The sequence below is a fragment of the Nonomuraea sp. NPDC005983 genome, from assembly GCF_040614375.1.
Lineage (GTDB): Bacteria > Actinomycetota > Actinomycetes > Streptosporangiales > Streptosporangiaceae > Nonomuraea.
The window spans coordinates 1-14,409 of sequence record NZ_JBEXUP010000100.1 but is presented as its reverse complement, the minus strand read 5'-3'; the positions used below and the strand labels follow the sequence as shown (position 1 = coordinate 14,409).

General features: G+C 70.7%; 16 protein-coding genes. 3 read left to right on the top strand and 13 right to left on the bottom strand.

Going from position 1 to position 14,409, the window contains the following annotated elements:
- Window positions 1-22: 22 nt before the first annotated feature.
- The 9 genes from ABZ297_RS33135 to paaN are packed head-to-tail and all read right to left on the bottom strand — an operon-like array spanning window position 23 to window position 8,391.
- Window positions 23-1,549 (bottom strand): FAD-dependent monooxygenase, encoded by a 1,527-nt coding sequence (locus tag ABZ297_RS33135; protein ID WP_355354508.1) that lies wholly within the window; start codon window positions 1,547-1,549, stop codon window positions 23-25.
- Window positions 1,546-2,505 (bottom strand): MBL fold metallo-hydrolase, encoded by a 960-nt coding sequence (locus tag ABZ297_RS33130; RefSeq protein WP_355354505.1) that lies wholly within the window; start codon window positions 2,503-2,505, stop codon window positions 1,546-1,548. The genes ABZ297_RS33135 and ABZ297_RS33130 overlap by 4 nt, the downstream gene beginning before the upstream one ends.
- 47 nt (window positions 2,506-2,552) lie before the next feature.
- Complete coding sequence (locus ABZ297_RS33125; protein WP_355354502.1) at window positions 2,553-3,560, bottom strand: 2Fe-2S iron-sulfur cluster-binding protein; 1,008 nt, start codon at window positions 3,558-3,560, stop codon at window positions 2,553-2,555.
- Window position 3,561: 1 nt separating this feature from the next.
- Window positions 3,562-4,032, bottom strand: coding sequence for a 1,2-phenylacetyl-CoA epoxidase subunit PaaD (paaD, locus tag ABZ297_RS33120; protein ID WP_355354558.1), 471 nt, complete (start codon window positions 4,030-4,032; stop codon window positions 3,562-3,564).
- 53 nt (window positions 4,033-4,085) lie between these two features.
- Window positions 4,086-4,736, bottom strand: a complete 651-nt coding sequence (gene paaC, locus ABZ297_RS33115; RefSeq protein ID WP_355354499.1) for a 1,2-phenylacetyl-CoA epoxidase subunit PaaC — start codon at window positions 4,734-4,736, stop codon at window positions 4,086-4,088.
- Entirely contained in the window at window positions 4,733-5,005 is a 273-nt protein-coding gene (gene paaB / locus ABZ297_RS33110; RefSeq protein ID WP_355354496.1) for a 1,2-phenylacetyl-CoA epoxidase subunit PaaB, read from the bottom strand. The genes paaC and paaB overlap by 4 nt, the downstream gene beginning before the upstream one ends.
- Complete coding sequence (gene paaA / locus ABZ297_RS33105; protein WP_355354493.1) at window positions 5,002-5,901, bottom strand: 1,2-phenylacetyl-CoA epoxidase subunit PaaA; 900 nt, start codon at window positions 5,899-5,901, stop codon at window positions 5,002-5,004. The genes paaB and paaA overlap by 4 nt, the downstream gene beginning before the upstream one ends.
- Window positions 5,902-5,918: 17 nt before the next feature.
- Entirely contained in the window at window positions 5,919-6,728 is an 810-nt protein-coding gene (locus tag ABZ297_RS33100; protein WP_355354490.1) for a 3-hydroxyacyl-CoA dehydrogenase family protein, read from the bottom strand.
- A gap of 16 nt (window positions 6,729-6,744) precedes the next feature.
- Window positions 6,745-8,391 (bottom strand): phenylacetic acid degradation protein PaaN, encoded by a 1,647-nt coding sequence (paaN, locus tag ABZ297_RS33095; protein ID WP_355354487.1) that lies wholly within the window; start codon window positions 8,389-8,391, stop codon window positions 6,745-6,747.
- Between the two features lie 110 nt (window positions 8,392-8,501).
- Here paaN and paaK point away from each other — a divergent pair, with 110 nt between their 5' ends.
- Window positions 8,502-9,806, top strand: coding sequence for a phenylacetate--CoA ligase PaaK (gene paaK, locus ABZ297_RS33090; protein ID WP_355354484.1), 1,305 nt, complete (start codon window positions 8,502-8,504; stop codon window positions 9,804-9,806).
- A gap of 4 nt (window positions 9,807-9,810) precedes the next feature.
- Complete coding sequence (locus tag ABZ297_RS33085; protein ID WP_355354481.1) at window positions 9,811-10,401, top strand: TetR/AcrR family transcriptional regulator; 591 nt, start codon at window positions 9,811-9,813, stop codon at window positions 10,399-10,401.
- On the opposite strand, the gene ABZ297_RS33080 is transcribed toward ABZ297_RS33085, so the two are convergent.
- From ABZ297_RS33080 to ABZ297_RS33065, 4 genes are all read right to left on the bottom strand, one after another.
- On the bottom strand, window positions 10,390-11,193 hold the full coding sequence (locus ABZ297_RS33080; protein WP_355354478.1) for a hypothetical protein: 804 nt from the start codon (window positions 11,191-11,193) through the stop codon (window positions 10,390-10,392). The genes ABZ297_RS33085 and ABZ297_RS33080 overlap by 12 nt on opposite strands.
- 73 nt (window positions 11,194-11,266) lie before the next feature.
- Window positions 11,267-11,566: a DUF4193 domain-containing protein gene (locus ABZ297_RS33075; protein ID WP_350807437.1), complete on the bottom strand. Its 300-nt coding sequence runs from the start codon at window positions 11,564-11,566 to the stop codon at window positions 11,267-11,269.
- 285 nt (window positions 11,567-11,851) lie between these two features.
- Entirely contained in the window at window positions 11,852-13,168 is a 1,317-nt protein-coding gene (locus ABZ297_RS33070; RefSeq protein ID WP_355354475.1) for a HAMP domain-containing sensor histidine kinase, read from the bottom strand.
- The gene (locus ABZ297_RS33065; protein WP_327090912.1) at window positions 13,165-13,818 is read right to left on the bottom strand and encodes a response regulator transcription factor; all 654 of its coding nucleotides are present in this window, start codon (window positions 13,816-13,818) and stop codon (window positions 13,165-13,167) included. The genes ABZ297_RS33070 and ABZ297_RS33065 overlap by 4 nt, the downstream gene beginning before the upstream one ends.
- 230 nt (window positions 13,819-14,048) lie before the next feature.
- On the opposite strand from ABZ297_RS33065, the gene ABZ297_RS33060 reads away from it, so the two are divergent.
- Entirely contained in the window at window positions 14,049-14,216 is a 168-nt protein-coding gene (locus ABZ297_RS33060; protein ID WP_355354472.1) for a hypothetical protein, read from the top strand.
- Window positions 14,217-14,409 lie beyond the last annotated feature (193 nt).

Genomic DNA, 14,409 nt, shown 5'->3' with positions numbered 1-14,409 from the left:
CAAATCCTCCTTGGATCCGCTCTCAGATGAGCCGCGCAGCGCGGCCCACGGCGGCCGCCACCGTCTCAGGCCCCGCGTGGGGAATGATCGCGGCGATATGGGCATCAGGCCTGACCACCCATGCCTCTCCTGGCACCGCGCCCAGCTCAGAGGCCAGGCAGCCGGTCCCGTCGACCTCCGCGAGCTCGCGTACGGCGAGCGGCGCCGTAATGACCTTGCCCACAACCTGCGCAAACAAACGCGAATCGCACATTTCACCCAGCAAGAGCAGGAATCCCTCCCGGCAGAGCTCGCGCAACCTGCCCCCGGCCAGCGGCACATCCGGAAGGATCACGCCGGGAGCGGGAGGCGGGCTCGTGCCCCTCGGCGGCCTGCCCGCGAACGGGCGTCCCGGCTCCGGCGTGGTGAGCGGGGAGTCGACGTACCAGTACGGTTCGGCGAACCTGCCCGAGTCGATCCCGGCCGCGTCCCCCGCGTCGAGCGCCCTGCGCCTGCGGGCCCGCTCCTCCTCGGTGCGCGGGGCCAGGAAGCGCATGGTGGCCGCCGTGACCTCCAGGTTCTCCCTGGCGGCGGCGTGCCGCTCGTCGTGGTAGGTCTCCAGCAGCTCCTCGGGGGCCCAGCCGTTGAGCACGAAGGCCAGCTTCCAGGCGGCGTTCTCAGCGTCGGGGACCCCCGAGTTGAGGCCGCGGGCGCCGAACGGGGCCACCAGGTGGGCGCAGTCGCCCGCCAGCAGGACCCGGCCGACGCGCATGCGGGACGCGAGGCGGGAGTGGAAGCGGTACGTGGTCCGCCAGATCAGCTCGTACTCACGGTCGCCGATGATTTGCCTGATTTTTCGCGAAATATCGTCTTCTGTTGGGATGAAGTGCGGTGAGACCTGCCAGTCGATGCGGAACGCGGAGTCCGGGCACGGATGGATGAGCACCTGCCTGCCGGGGTTCCACGCGGGGTCGAAGTAGAAGCGGCGCTCGTGCTCCCAGCCGGGCAGGTCCGCCTTGATGTCGCAGATGAGGAACTGGTCGCCGAACGTCTCCCCGTCGAAGGCCACACCCAGCGCCTGCCGGAGCGCCTGGGCCCGGGCGCCCGCGCAGAGCAGCACGTAGGGGGCGCGCAGCACCCGCCCGCCGCACCGGAGGGTGACGCCGTGCGCGTCCTGCTCCAGGCCGGTCACCTCGTGGCCCCAGCGGACCTCGATCAGCGGCTGGGCGGCGATGGCCGCGTCCAGGATCTGCTCGGTGCGCGCCTGGGAGATGTTCACGAACGGCGGCAGCGGGCCCTGATGCTCGAACGTCCAGGAGAACAGCTCCCGCTCGCGGTAGTAGGTGCGCGCGGTGGTCCAGGTCAGGCCCTCCTCGGCCACCCGCCCGGCGCCGACGGACGCCCAGACGTCGAGCACGTCCCGCTGCTGGCAGATGGACCGCGAACCGGCGGCGTCGCGCTCGGGACGGCGGTCCAGCACCAGCACGGGCACGCCCCAGCGGGCCAGCAGCAGCGCGGCGGTCTGGCCCACCGGGCCGGCGCCGACGACGATCACCTGCGGCTCGGTCATGACTGCAACTGCTCCCAGACCTCGCGGTCGCGCTCGGCCGTCCAGATGCGCGGACGCTCGACGCCGTCGAGTTCGTCCCAGAGCCTGGAGACGTTGAACGGCAGGCAGTGCTCGAAGATCGGCCAGGAGCCGTAGCGGGGTTCGAGCACCGCGTGCGTGCTGTCGAACGCCTCCTTGAGGGTGCCGCCGCTCTCGTGCGCCTTGCCGACCTCGCGCAGCATCACGTCCAGGAAGTCGCGGGTCTGGGCGATCGCCGCCGCGACGCCCTCCCCGCCGCGCGCCACCGCTCCCCTGCCGCCGACCAGCGTCTGCGCCCCGAAGGACGCGACGCGGTCCAGCGTGGACGAGGACCACTCGCGGTGGAAGGCGTCACCGGTGTACAGCGCGGCCTGCGACTCGACCAGGTCTCCGGCGAAGAGGATCCGCTGCTTCGGCAGCCAGGCCACCAGGTCGCCCTCGGTGTGCCCGCGTCCGCAGTACGCGAGGACGAGGTCGCCGCGCTCGCCTCCCAGGTCGATGCTGAACCGCTCGCTGAACGTCGCCGTCGGCCAGGTCAGGCCCGGGATCGAGCCGGGCTCCTTGAACAGCCGGGGCATCCTGGCGTACTCGCTGGCCCAGTCCTGCTCGCCGCGCTCGGCGATCAGCTCGCGGGTCTTCTCGTGCGTGACGATCACGTCCGCGTCGAACGCGGACGCGCCCAACACCCTGACCGCGTGGTAGTGCGACAGCACCAGGTACCTGATCGGCTTGGACGTGTGCCGGCGAAGCCGCGCCAGCCACTCCGCCGCCGCGACCGGCGTGGCCAGGGCCTCGAAGCAGACCAGGAAGTCCTCGCCCTCGATCGCGCCCACGTTCGGGTCGCCCTCGGCCGTGAGCGCGTAGACGCCGTCGGCCAGCACCTCCAGCGTCTGCGCCTTCTCGCCGAGATCGGCCGACGAGGCGAACGGTCTGGCCATCGTTCCTCCCTCCGCCCGGACGTCCCCTCGCTCGGGGCGTCTCCGGTTCAGGCGTCGAAGTCGACCGTCACCCTGGGGGATGCCGGACGGCTCTGACAGGCAAGGACATACCCCGCTTCGAGCTCCTCCGGCTCCAGCGCGTAGTTCTGCCCCATCTCCACCCTGCCCTCGACCAGCCGAACCCGGCAGGTGCCGCAGACGCCGCCGCGGCAGGCGTAGGGTGCGTCCGACCGCGCCCGCAGGGCCGCGCCGAGCAGGCTCTCGCCGTCGTCGACGGCGACCTCGGCGGTCCGGCCGTCGAGCGTGAAGCCGAGCCTCGCCCCCTTCGCCGCGGCTCCCGGCCTGGGTGCGGGCTCGCCCGCGTAGAAGAGCTCGTAGTGGACGCGGCCGCTGCCGTCCAGCGCCTTCCTGGCCTCCTCGACCAAGCCGGCGGGGCCGCACAGATAGGCGTGCTCGGCCGGGCCCAGCAGGGGGAGCAGCGCGCGCAGCTTGCCGGCGTCGATCCGTCCCGAGGCGATCGGGGCCTCCTGGGGCTCCCTGCTGAGGACGTGCAGCAGGTTGAGGCGCGCGCCGTAGCGGTCCTTGAGGTCGGCCAGTTCCTCGGCGAACATCACCTCGCGGGCGGTCCTGTTGCCGTACACCAGCGAGAACCTGCTGCGCGGCTCCACGGCCAGCGTGGTGGCCAGCAGCGACAGGACCGGGGTGATGCCGCTGCCCGCGGCGATCGCGAGATGGTGGCGGGAGCTCTCCGGGTGCAGGGGCGTGTGGAACCTGCCGAGGGGCGGCATCGCCTCCAGCACGTCACCCGGCCGCAGGACGGTGTTGGCGTGCTCGGAGAACGCCCCGCCGGGCAGCCGTTTCACCGCGATCCGCAGCGGGCCGCCGTACGGGGAGCAGATCGAGTAGCTGCGCCGCACCTCGACGCCGTCCAGGCGGGTGCGCAGGGTGAGATGCTGCCCGGCGACGAACGGGACGCGCTCCGCGAACGTCACCGTGACGGCGTCGTCGGTGATCCGGTCCACGGCCGCGACCGTCAGCGGCTGGAAGCGGCCCACCCTAGATCTCCTTGACGTGGTCGAAGGGTTCGAGGCACGCGGCGCAGGTGTACAGCGCCTTGCAGGCGGTCGAGCCGTACCGGCTGACCAGCCGCACCCGGCCGGACCCGCACCGCGGACAGCACACCCCTGCCGGCTCGGCGCGGGTGGGCGGGGCGAGGGAGACCACGCGTCCGGGCGGTGAGATGCCGTGCTCGCGGAGCTTCGCCCGGCCCTCCTCGGTGATCCACTCCGTCGTCCAGGGCGGTGAGAGGACGGTGGTGACCGTCGCACCGGGGAGGGCGCGCCGGATGTCGTCGCGGATCGCGTCCATGGCCGGGCAGCCCGAGTAGGTCGGGGTGATCACCACCTCGACGCCGCCGTCGTCGCGTGGCAGCACGTCCCGGAGGATGCCGAGGTCCGCGAGCGTGACCACCGGCAGCTCCGGGTCCGGGACGCCCGCTGCCACGGCGCGGGCCTCGTCGAGCGTCATCCGGACGCCCTCCTCCGCGCGCGCCTGGCCGGCGTCCGGCGGCTCGGCGGGGGTCACCAGGTCGCTCCCGCGTGGTCGCGGTGCAGGCCCTGGAGCTCCGTGAGGAGTGAGGTGAGGTGCGCGGTGTGCTGTCCGCGGCGACCGCCCGTGCGCTGAGCCACCGCCGGGACGGGCAGCGCCGCCCCCTCCAGCACCTCCGTCACCCAGGACTGCCAGGGCGCGCGCAGGTCCTGGTGGCCCTCGAACAGCTCGTCCGTGAACGGCCAGAGCGCCGTGAGGGCCTCGGTGGCGCGGCGGTGGCTCTCCTCGGTCCCCCTGCCGAGCCTGGACGTCCAGAGCGCGGCGTAGTCGCGGTGGTAGGCCAGCTCCTTGACCCCTTTGGCCGCGACCTCGTCCTCCGGGTGCGCGGCGTACAGCTCGAACAGGAACCCCGCGTAGAGCAGGTGCCGGACGATCGTGTGCGCGAAGTCGGTGTTCGGCTGCTCGACCAGCAGGCAGTTGCGGAAGCCGGACGCGCCGCGCAGGTAGGCGAGGTCGTCCTCGTCGCCCGCCCTCGACAGCAGGGCGCGGGCCTGCCCCAGGAGGTCCAGCGAGAGGTTGGCCAGGGCGACGTCCTCCTCCAGGGTGGGCGCGCGGGTGACCCACTCGGCGAGCCGCTGCGACAGCACCAGGCAGTCGTCGCCGATCTCCAGAGCGTCGATCACAGGTGCTTCACCCCTTCGGGGAGGTCGTAGAACGTGGGGTGCCGGTAGGGCTTGTCGGCTGCCGGGGCGAAGAACGGGTCCTTCTCGTCCGGGGAGGAGGCGGTGATCTCGGCCGCCGGGACGACCCAGATGCTGACGCCTTCCTGACGGCGGGTGAACAGGTCGCGGGCGTGCCTGAGGGCCAGCTCGGCGTCGGGCGCGTGCAGGCTTCCGGCGTGGACGTGAGACAGGCCGCGCCTCGGCCTGACGAATACTTCCCACAAAGTCATGAAATTTCCCCCTCCACGACCGCCGCGTAGGCGATGGCTGCTTCGCGGACCCAGGCACCCTCCTCGTGGGCCCGGCGCCGATGGGCCAGCCGCTCGGCGTTGCACGGGCCGTCGCCCGCGAGGACGCGCCGGAACTCGTCCCAGTCGATCTCGCCGTGCTCGTGGTGGCCCGTGCCGGGGTTCCAGCGCAGGCCGGGGTCGGGCAGCGTGAGGCCGAGGATCTCCGCCTGAGGGACGATCATGTCCACGAACCGCCGGCGCAGCTCGTCGTTGGAGTGACGCTTGATCTTCCAGGCCATCGACTGGGCCGAGTGCGTGGACTCGGAGTCCGGGGGGCCGAACATCATCAGCGACGGCCAGTACCACCGGTCGACCGCCTCCTGGGCCATCCGGCGCTGCGCCGGTGTCCCGTGGGCGAGTGTGTACAGCAGTTCGTACCCCTGCCGCTGGTGGAAGCTCTCCTCCTTGCAGATCCGCACCATCGCCCTGGCGTACGGGCCGTAGGAGCAGCGACACAGCGGCACCTGGTTGACGATCGCCGCGCCGTCGACCAGCCAGCCGATCGCGCCCACGTCGGCCCAGGTCGGGGTGGGGTAGTTGAAGATCGAGGAGTACCGCTGGCGGCCGTCGTGCAGGGCGTCGAGCAGCTCGTCGCGGTCGGCGCCGAGCGTTTCGGCCGCGCCGTAGAGGTAGAGGCCGTGGCCCGCCTCGTCCTGCACCTTGGCGAGCAGGATGGCCTTGCGTTTCAGGCTGGGCGCCCGGGTGATCCAGGCACCCTCGGGCTGCATGCCGATGATCTCGGAGTGCGCGTGCTGGGCGATCTGCCGGATCAGGGTCCTGCGGTAGCCGTCGGGCATGGCGTCGCGAGGCTCGATGCGCTGGTCCGCCTCGATCATTTCGTGAAATGTCGGGCTTACCACTCGTAGAAGCCCTTCCCTGTCTTGCGTCCCAGCTCCCCCGCCGCGACCTTGTCGCGCAGCAGCCGGGGCGGCTCGAAGCGGGGGCCGAGCTTGGTGTGCAGGTACTCGGCGATGGCCAGCCGGACGTCCAGCCCCACCAGGTCCCCCAGCTTGAGCGGCCCCATCGGGTGGCCGTAGCCGAGCGTCATCGCGGTGTCGATGTCCTCGGCGGACGCGACCCCGTCCTCGACCATGCGGATGGCCTCAAGCCCGAGCAGCACCCCGAGGCGGCTGGTGGCGAACCCCGGCGAGTCGTTGACCACCACGGCGGTCTTGCCGACGCGCTCGACCTGCCGCCTGGCCACGTCGAGCACCTCGGGCGCGGTGGCCCGGGTGACGACGATCTCCACCAGCTTCTGGACCGGCACCGGGTTGAAGAAGTGCATCCCGATCAGCCGCTCGGGCCGTTCCAGGCCGGCCGACAGCTCGGCGATGGACAGCGAGCTGGTGTTGGTGGCGAGCACGGCGCCGCCGGGCAGCCTGGCCTCCGCCTCACCCAGCACCTCCGCCTTGAGCTTGGGGTCTTCGGGCACCGCCTCGATGACCAGGGACGCGTCGGCGGGCACGGGGCCCAGCTCCAGCCGCGCCAGCGCCTCGTCGCGCCGCCCGCCTCCCCGGGCCTCGGCGACGCCGAGCCCCTGGGCGATCCGGTCGCGGGCGGCCCGCGCCTCCGGCTCCTGGACGGTGACGTGGTCTCCGGCGGCCAGGAACACCTGCGCGATCCCGGCCCCCATCCGGCCGCCGCCGATGACACCGATCCTCATGCGCACGTCCTCCTGCTCACGCGTGCCGCCTGGACTGCACCACGTTGAAGCGCCCGGCGACGTAGCCGGGGTCGGTCAGGGAGGCGGTGGCGGCGGGGTTGGCTCCGCTGCCGTGGTAGTCGCTGAAGGCCGCCGACTGGTTGACGAAGACGCCGCCGGTCAGGTTGCACGACAGGTTGACGCCCGCCTCCAGCGCCGCCCGCTCCGCCTGCTCCAGCACCCGCGGCGAGGTGGAGTAGACCGCCGCCGTGAGCGCGCCGCGCGCGGAGACCGTACGGCGCAGCACGTCGAGGCTCTCGGACGTGGACGCCGTCGGGATGACGAACGAGATCGGCCCGAAGTGCTCGTGCCCGTAGACGTCGTCGGCCGACACCTCCACCCGGACGATCGCCGGGGTGCGCACCACCGCGTCGGGGAAGGCCGGGTGTTTGATCGACCGGGACTCCAGCACCACCTGCCCCAGCGACGGCGCGGCCTCCAGGCGCGACAGCACGCCCCGGTTCACGATCGCCCCGGTCAGCTCCACGGCCCTGGCGTCGTCGCCGAGCAGCTTGCCGACGGCCGCCGCGAGGCCCGCGGCCACCTCCTCGAAGCTCTTGTGCCCCTCGTCGGTCTCGATGCCTCCGGCGGGCACCAGGATGTTCTGCGGCGAGGTGCACATCTGCCCGCTGTAGAGCGACAGCGAGAACGCCAGGTTGCCGAGCATGCCGCGCAAGGAGTCGGTGGAGTCGACGACGACCGTGTTGACCCCGGCCTTCTCGGTGTGGACGAGCGCCTGCCGGGCGTTGTTCTCCAGCCACTCGCCGTACTCGGTGGAGCCGGTGAAGTCGACGATCCGCACGTCCGGGTGTGTGGCGAGGGTGGAGGCCAGGCCCCTGCCCTCCTCGACGGCGAGCTGGACGAGCGCGGGGTCGAACCCGGCCTCCGCCAGCACCTCGCGGGCGATCTGAACGGTGATCGCCAGCGGCAGGATCGCCCCCGGGTGCGGCTTGACGATCACCGGGTTGCCGGTCACCAGCGAGGCGAACAGCCCGGGGTAGGCGTTCCAGGTGGGGAAGGTGTTGCAGCCGATCACCAGCCCGATGCCGCGCGGCACGACCGTGAACCGCTTCTCCATGACCAGCGGGTCGCCCTTGCCTGGCTTCTCCCAGCGGGCCCGGTCGGCGGAGGAGGTCATGGCGGCGTAGCCGTACGCGACGGCCTCCAGCGCCCGGTCCTGCGCGTGCGGGCCGCCCGCCTGGAAGGCCATCACGAACGCCTGGCCGGTGGTGTGCTGCACGGCGCAGGCCAGTTCGAAGCTGCGCTGGTTGATCCGGTTGATGATCTCGACGCAGGTCAGCGCGCGGACCTCGGGCCCGGCGTCGCGCCAGGCCGGCAGAGCCTCCTTGGCGGCGTCCACCAGCGCCTCGACGGACGGCTCGGGGTAGGTGACGCCGAGGTCGATCCCGTACGGCGAGCGTTCCGCGCCGATCCACGCCCCGGTGCCAGGCTGGTCGACAGGGAAGGGTTTGCCGAGGTACGACTCGAACGCCTCCTTGCCCCGCTCGGCCGACCCCTCGCCGTAGACGCGCGGGCTCGGCGACTCGGGGTAGGCGCTCCAGTAGCCCCGGTCAGCGATCGCGGAGAGGGCTCTGTCGAGGGTGTCGCGGTGCTGTTCGAACATGATCGTCCCTCTCTTGACAGGGATCTGCCGGACGATGAAGTGTTTACCGAACATTCGGTCAGTAAACAAGGGAGACCTGTGTTGGAGACCGCGCGTCGCAGGGAGATGAGATGAGGCTCGGCGATCCCCCCTCGCCGGAGGAACTCGACCCGATCGAGCGGGTGTCACCCGACGAGCTGGCCGCGCTCCAGCTGGAGCGGCTGCGGTGGACGCTCGGCCACGCCTACGACAACGTCCCGCTGTACCGGCGGAAGTTCGACGAGCACGGGGTGCGTCCCGCCGACTGCAAGGAGCTCTCCGACCTGGCCAGGTTCCCCTTCACCACGAAGCAGGACCTGCGCGACAGCTACCCGTTCGGCATGTTCGCCGTGCCGCGCGAGCGGGTGGCGCGCGTCCACGCCTCCAGCGGGACGACGGGGCAGCCCACCGTGGTCGGCTACACCAGGCGGGACATCGACATCTGGGCCGAGGTCATGGCCCGCTCGATCCGCGCCTCGGGCGGCAGGCCGGGCGACCTCGTGCACGTGGCGTACGGGTACGGGCTGTTCACCGGCGGCCTGGGCGCGCACTACGGCGCGGAGCGGCTGGGCTGCACGGTGGTGCCGGTCTCCGGCGGCATGACGCCGCGCCAGGTGCGGCTCATCGCCGACCTGCGTCCCGACATCATCATGGTCACCCCCTCGTACATGCTGGCGCTGCTCGACGAGTTCGACGCGCAGGGCCTGGACGCCCGCGCCTGCTCGCTCAGGATCGGGATCTTCGGCGCCGAGCCGTGGACTGAGGAGATGCGCCGCGAGATCGAGGACCGCTTCGACCTGCACGCCGTGGACATCTACGGCCTGTCGGAGGTGATGGGCCCCGGCGTCGCGAACGAGTGCGTGGAGTCGAAGGACGGCCTGCACATCTGGGAGGACCACTTCTACCCCGAGACGGTCGATCCGTTCACCGGGGCCCCGGCCGACGCGGGCGAGCTGGTCCTCACCAGCCTCACCAAGGAGGCGATGCCGGTCATCCGCTACCGCACCCGCGACCTGACCAGGCTGCTGCCGGGCACCGCGCGGCCCGCGTTCCGCAGGATGGAGAAGGTCACCGGACGCACCGACGACGTGATCATCCTGCGTGGTGTGAACGTCTTCCCCACCCAGATCGAGGAGGTCGTGCTGCGCACGCCCGGCCTCTCGCCGCACTTCCAGCTCCATCTGACCCGCCCGGGACGGCTCGACGAGATGACGGTCATGGTCGAGGCCCGGCCGGGCTTCGACCTCCGCGAGGGCCGGGACGAGGCCGCGCAGGCGCTGTGCGCGGCGGTCAAGGAGACGGTCGGGGTGCGGGTGGACGTCCAGGTGGTGGACCCGGAGACGCTGGAGCGGTCGGTGGGCAAGCTCCGGCGAGTCATCGACAAGCGGGATAATTAGCCATATGACCTCCCCGACCCGTCAGCGGAAGCGCGGACACGACCCCGAGTCCGTGCTGTCCATCGCCGTGGCGGTCTTCAACGAGCGCGGCTACGACGGAACCAGCATGGAGGACCTCGCCAGGGCGCTCGGCGTCACCAAGTCCGCCATCTACTACCACGTGCCAGGCAAGGAGCAGCTCCTCTCGCGGGCGCTGGACCGGGCGCTGGACGGCCTGTTCGAGGTGGTCGCCGACGAGCGCGCCACCTCGGGCCCGGCGATCGCGCGCCTGGAGTGGGTGGTACGGGAGAGCGTCCGGATCCTGGTCGAGCGGCTGCCGTACGTGACGCTGCTGCTGCGCGTGCGGGGCAACAGCCCGACCGAGGAGCGCGCGCTGGAGCGGCGGCGCGAGTTCGACAGGTTCATCAGTCACCTGGTCAAGGAGGCCGCCGCCGACGGCAGCATCCGCCCGGATCTGGATCCCGCGCTCGTCACGCGGCTGCTGTTCGGGACGGTCAACTCGATCACCGAGTGGTATCAGCCGGCGCGCGGCGGCTCGGCCGACGACCTGGCCGACGCGCTGCTGAAGATGACCTTCGACGGGTTAAGGGTCTAGCTGGTCGCGCCGGGAACCGGGCGGCAGCGGGCGCTTGCCGCGCAGGTCCTGGCGGACGGCCTCGCCGAGCTTCTTGGTGGCGATCCGGTTGAGCGCGCCACCGGCGACCGCGCCGGTCAGGAACGGGCCGAGCGTGGTCAGGTGGCGTCCGAGGGTGCGCAGGAGACGGTTGCGCAGGGCCGTCTTGGTGGCGGCGCCGAGCGCCAGCGACACCGAGGTGGGGGCGAGCGGGTCGATGCCGCGCTGCTTGGCCCAGGCCGCGGTGAACGCGACCGCGCGCTGGGCACCCGTGCCGTGCACCCGTACCCCATACACCTCGTGCAGCTCGGCGAGCAGCTTGACCTCGATGGAGGCCACGACGATGGTCTCGGCGACGAGCTGGGCGGGGGCCGACAGGAGAAGGGGAGGCGCGGCGAACTCGGCCGCGGCGAGCGCTCCGCCGATGGCGCCGACCGTCATGGTGGCCTTCTGCGCGGTGCGCACGAGATCGTCGGCGAGCTCTTCGCCGGTCATGCCGTGGTGGTGCTCGGCCAGCGTGTGAAGATCCCTGATGGGGATGCGGGGGGCGATGTTGAGAAAGACGTCGGCCAGCCACCGGCCCCGGCCCACGCCGCTCTTGCGGGCCTTGGCCGCGCCGTTGCTGAGAGCGCGGGCTAGACGGCCGAGCAGCCTACGCCGCTCGGCCGGTTCGAGCTCACCGGGCTCGGTGAGCCTGCCTACGAGTTCGCCGACGTCCTCACCGGAGCCGGCGATCTCTCCGCCTGCTTGCTTGTCCTGCTCGGATTCGGCCACACGAAGCCTCCGTGCTCATGGTCGAGACGCTCAGAGCTCGGCGTCGCTCTGCTCTGAGCTCCTTCGCCTCTGCTCAGGCGGCGCACTCGCGGCAGACCTGCTGGCCGTTCTTCTCGGAGGCCAGCTGACTGCGGTGGTGCACCAGGAAGCAGCGCGAGCACGTGAACTCGTCCGCCTGGCGCGGAATCACCCGCAGGCTGAGCTCTTCGTTCGACAGGTCCGCACCAGGCAGCTCCAGCGACTCGGCGAGGTCGGTCTCGTCGATGTCGATGCTGCCGGACGACTTGTCGGTGCGGCGTGCCTGGAGTTCCTGAAGGCTGTCCTCACTCAGGTCGTCGTCGGTCTTACGCGGGCTGTCGTAGTCGGTAGCCATGGTGATTACTCCATCCCCCTCATCTATATGCCTTGGCGCTCATCGCGCGTCGTGTAACGTCCGAGAGGCCCTTCTTGTGCCCGTTCCGCCGGGGAGATTTGCATGAGGTACCCCGCGGGAAAGAACAACGAACCTCCCAACACGTCAGTGCCCGTCGCCGTCGGCAATGGTTAGCCAAATATGGCGAAACCCACAGCCTTGGCGCCATGCACCACCGTGTTCGACGGCACATCCAACCACATGTGCGGCACGAACGAGACGCCCCCCATCCAGCAACACGCCGGATCAGCGGCCGGGGAGCCGGATGGTGACAACGAGTCCGCCACCGTCTCGCGGTACGGCGGTCACATTTCCGCCGTGGGCCTGCACCACAGCCCGGACGATCGACAGCCCCAGCCCTGAGCCCTTCGCCGATTCCACGCGGTCCGCGTGCAACCTTCTGAACGGCTCGAACAGGCTGTTCACCTCGTACGCCGGGACATGCTGCCCCGTGTTGGCCACCTGAACAACCAACCCCCCGTCCACCATTCCCGTCCGGATCCAGACTTTTCCATTTTCGGGAATGTTGTACTTGACGGCGTTCTCCAGCAGGTTGCTGACGGAGCGTTCCAGCAGCACCGGGTCGCCCACCGCGGGGGCGCTCGCCAGCTCGGTGCTCACGGCCACGCCGTGCTCCTCGGCGAAAGGCGCGACCTGCTCCACGGCCGTCCGGGCGACCTCCTCGACGTCCAGCGGCTTGCGCACAGCCAGCTCGCGCTCGCTCCTCGCCAGCAACAGCAGCCCCTCGATGAGCTTCTCGTTGCGCGCGTTGACCTCCAGCAGGGTGCGGCCCAGCGTCTTGAGGTCCTCCGAGACCTCAGGATCGGACAGGGCGATCTCCAGGACGGTCCTGTTGATGGTGAGCGGCGTACGCAGCTCGTGAGAGGCGTTGGCGACGAACCTGCGCTGGGTGTCGAAGGCGACGTTGAGCCGGGTCAGCATGGCGTCGAAGGTGTCGGCCAGCTCCTTCAGCTCGTCCTCCGGGCCCTTCAGGTCGATGCGCTGGTGGGCGAGGGTGCTCTCCGAGAGCTTGCGCGCGGTGGCGGTCATCTGGCTGATCGGCCTGAGCGCCCGGTCGGCGACGAAGTAGCCGAGGACGAGCGCGAAGATGCCCATGCCCAACAGCGCCAGCACCGACTGCCTAACGAGGATGTCCAGCACCTGGTTGATCCCGTTGGTGCGCAGGAGCTGCACCTGCCCGTTCAGATAGTCGGCCAGGTCGGGCGAGACGTTGTCCGGCAGCTTGACGGTGAACGCAAACCCGGCGTAGAGCACCGCCCTCACAATGAAGTACATGACGACCAGGAGCAGCGCCCCTGCCACGAAGAACAGGCCGCCGTAGGTGAGGGTGAGCCGCCAGCGAATGCTCACCTTGCCCGGCTTGTCCGTGAGCCAGCCCATCGGCGTGCTCTCCTGCGCCGTGTGCGAAGGGGGCGGCGGGCCGTCCCAGGCGGGCGGCCCGCTGGGCGGCGGGGGCTGCTGGACCCGCACCGTCCTGCCGGCGCTGTGCGGGCTGATCATCGGGTGCGTCGGCACCGACTCGCGTTCTGGCCGATCTGTCACAACTTGTATCCCACTCCTGGCACGGTCTCGATCACCTGCGGGTCGCCCAGCTTCTTGCGCAGCGTCATCATCGTCACCCGCACCACGTTGGTGAACGGATCGATGTTCTCGTCCCACGCCTTGTCCAGCAGGTCCTCCTGGCTGACCACCGCGCCCTCGGCCCGCATCAGCTCCTCCAGGACGGCGAACTCCTTCTTGGTCAGCACGACCTCCTTGCCGTCGCGCTCGACGAGCCGCTTGCCCGGATCGAGCCGGATCCCGCCCCGCTCCAGCACGGGCGGCAGCGCGGGCGCGGAGCGACGGCCCAGCGCGCGCACCCTGGCCACCAGCTCGATGAAGACGAACGGCTTGGCCAGGTAGTCGTCGGCGCCCAGGCCGAGGCCCTCCACCTTGTCGTCCACGTCGCCCGACGCGGTCAGCATCAGGATGCGCGACGCCGTGCGCTGCTCCACCAGGCGGCGGCAGACCTCGTCGCCGTGCACCACCGGCAGGTCGCGGTCGAGCACGATCACGTCGTAGTCGATGTAGGAGGTCCGCTCGAGCGCACCGCCCCCGTCATAGGCCACATCGACGGCCATGGCCTCGCGCCGCAGCCCGGTCGCGATCGCGTCGGCGAGAACCCGCTCGTCCTCAACCACCAGCACCCGCACGCCAGCACACCTCTCTCCGATTGTCGGTCTCATTCTGCCCACAGCGGCAATAAGCGCACGGTAAGCCATGTGCGACCCGCGCGCGCCCCAAGGCATGGCGAAATTCATGTTTCGGATGGAGAGCACCCTGGGTATGCCAGCTGGACACCCACTGCCCGTGCGATCCGCAGGCTCTCCGCATGCGGGCCGGCAGCGTTCGCACGGCACGACCCCCTGAGAAAGTAGGTGAGATGGGCGAGTTCACGACCACGATCGAAAGCCGCCTCGACCAGGCTTACAAAGGTCTCCGGGAGGCCCGAAGCAACGGCGACGAGTACCTCGCCGACACCCTCACCGCCGAGATCGAAGACCTGCGCAGGCTGGCCGACGATCACGGCATCCCCCTGCCCTGCAAGTAGACCTGTTCACGAACCCTGCTTTTGACCAGGGTTCGTGAACGCTGTTCATAGCTGTTCACAGACGACGGACGGGGGGCGCGCCGGGGTTCGGCCCGGGCCACCACCCAAAAACAGTAGAGCGCGACACCACACCACAGAACACCAGACACAGTGAAGCGGCGCGCGCGTCCCTCCACCACTCACAAAAACACCG